This is a genomic window from Streptococcus oralis, from assembly GCF_001578945.1.
In the GTDB taxonomy this organism is placed as follows: Bacteria; Bacillota; Bacilli; order Lactobacillales; family Streptococcaceae; genus Streptococcus; species Streptococcus oralis_Q.
Window position 1 is genome coordinate 139,718 of the sequence record NZ_KQ969551.1, and the last position, 2,333, is coordinate 142,050.

Consider the following 2,333-nt stretch of genomic DNA (forward strand, 5'->3'; position numbering starts at 1 on the left):
GTGATAAAATAAGAAAAAGTATTGCAAGTATGAGGTCAACTATGAAACTAAAAACAAATATTCGCTACTTACATGGCAGTATCCGGGTTCCAGGTGATAAGTCTATCAGCCACCGTTCCATTATTTTTGGTAGTTTGGCTGAGGGAGAGACCAAGGTTTATGACATTCTGCGTGGAGAGGACGTGCTCTCGACCATGCAGGTTTTTCGTGACCTTGGTGTTGAAATTGAGGATAAAGATGGGGTTATTACTATTCAAGGTGTTGGAATGGATGGCTTAAAAGCTCCTCAAAATGCCCTTGATATGGGGAATTCTGGCACCTCGATTCGCCTGATTTCAGGTGTACTTGCTGGTGCAGACTTCGAAGTAGAGATGTTTGGAGATGATAGTCTTTCTAAACGTCCTATGGACCGTGTGACGATTCCACTGAAAAAAATGGGTGTTAGTATTTCAGGGCAAACCGAGCGAGACCTGCCCCCTCTTCGCTTAAAAGGGACGAAAAATTTAAAACCGATTCACTATGAGTTGCCAATCGCCTCTGCTCAAGTTAAGTCTGCCTTGATATTTGCAGCCTTGCAGGCTCAGGGGGAGTCCGTTATTATCGAGAAAGAATGTACTCGCAACCACACCGAAGATATGCTACAGCAATTTGGTGGCCATTTAAGTGTGGATGGCAAGAAAATCACAGTTCAAGGACCACAAAAACTGACCGGACAAAAGGTAGTTGTTCCAGGAGATATTTCCAGTGCAGCCTTTTGGTTGGTCGCTGGTTTGATTGTTCCAAACTCTCGTGTGGTGCTGCAGAATGTGGGCATCAATGAAACGCGGACAGGTATTATTGATGTCATTCGTGCCATGGGAGGGAAATTGGAAATAACTGAAATCGATCCAATCGCTAAATCAGCAACCCTGACTGTCGAGTCTTCAGAACTGAAAGGAACGGAGATAGGTGGAGCCTTGATTCCCCGATTGATTGACGAATTACCCATTATTGCCCTTTTAGCGACACAAGCGCATGGTGTAACGGTCATTAAGGATGCTGAGGAACTTAAGGTTAAAGAAACCGACCGCATTCAGGTGGTGGCAGATGCCTTAAATAGTATGGGAGCGGACATCACTCCTACAGCAGACGGGATGATTATCAAAGGGAAATCAGCCCTTCATGGCGCTAGAGTCAATACGTTTGGTGACCACCGAATTGGAATGATGACAGCCATCGCAGCCCTCTTGGTTGCTGATGGAGAAGTGGAGCTTGACCGTGCTGAAGCCATCAATACCAGCTATCCTAGCTTCTTTGATGATTTGGAGACTTTGATTCATGGCTAAGGTATTACTCGGATTTATGGGGGCAGGCAAGTCGACAATCGCTAGAGGCTTGGACCCAGACTATATCGATATGGATGCCTTAATCGAGGAACGCTTGGGCATGTCCATTGCGGATTTCTTCGCTGAAAAAGGAGAAGTGGCCTTTCGTCAAGTAGAGTCAGAAGTCCTAGCTGACTTACTGAAAACGGACCGAGTTGTGTCAACTGGTGGAGGGGTTGTCATTTCTCAGCGAAATCGTGACTTGCTCAAAACCAATCCTGATAACATCTACCTAAAAGCAGATTTTGAAACCCTCTACCAACGTATCGCAGCTGATAAGGATAATCAGCGCCCGCTTTTTCTAAATAATAGTAAGGAAGAACTAGCAGCTATTTTCCAAGAAAGACAGGCCTGGTATGAGGAAGTAGCCAGTCGGGTTTTGGATGTGACCAAGTTAAGCCCAGAGGAAATTATAGAGGAACTGAGATGAAAATTGCCTATCTAGGTCCCAAGGGATCTTTTTCGCATCATGTTGTGCAGACAGCCTTTCCCAAAGAGGAATTGCAGGCTTTTGCCAATATCACAGATGTCATCAAGGCCTATGAACAAGGCTTGGTGGACTATTCGGTGGTACCGGTTGAAAATTCTATCGAGGGTAGTGTTCATGAGACCTTGGACTACCTTTTTCATCAGGCTCGCATTCAAGCAGTAGCAGAAATCGTTCAGCCTATTCACCAGCAGTTGATGGTGGTTCCAGGGCATACTAAGATTGAAAAGATTTTTTCTCATCCACAGGCTTTGGCGCAAGGAAAGAAATTCATCGATGAACAGTATCCAGAGGCCAAAATTGAGGTAACAGCCAGTACCGCCTATGCAGCCCGTTTTATTTCGGAACATCCAGACCAGCCATACGCTGCTATTGCTCCTAAAAGTTCAGCTGAAGAATATGGCTTGGAATTAATTGCAGAGGATATTCAGGAAATGGAAGCCAATTTCACACGTTTTTGGGTGTTAGGGGCAGAGATACCG

Annotated in this window: 3 protein-coding genes; all 3 read left to right on the plus strand. The window is 45.2% G+C overall.

The features are described 5' to 3' along the window. Positions 1–41 precede the first annotated feature (41 nt). Complete coding sequence (gene aroA, locus SORDD16_RS03380) at positions 42–1,325, plus strand: 3-phosphoshikimate 1-carboxyvinyltransferase (RefSeq protein WP_061452383.1); 1,284 nt, start codon at positions 42–44, stop codon at positions 1,323–1,325. Next, positions 1,318–1,794 carry a shikimate kinase gene (locus tag SORDD16_RS03385; RefSeq protein ID WP_061452384.1) on the plus strand — a complete coding sequence of 159 codons (477 nt, stop codon included), beginning with the start codon at positions 1,318–1,320 and terminating at the stop codon, positions 1,792–1,794. Before aroA ends, SORDD16_RS03385 begins: the two co-directional genes overlap by 8 nt. Then, positions 1,791–2,333 (plus strand): prephenate dehydratase (pheA, locus tag SORDD16_RS03390; protein ID WP_081215124.1); only part of this gene is annotated, 543 nt, incomplete at its 3' end. The genes SORDD16_RS03385 and pheA, both read left to right, overlap by 4 nt.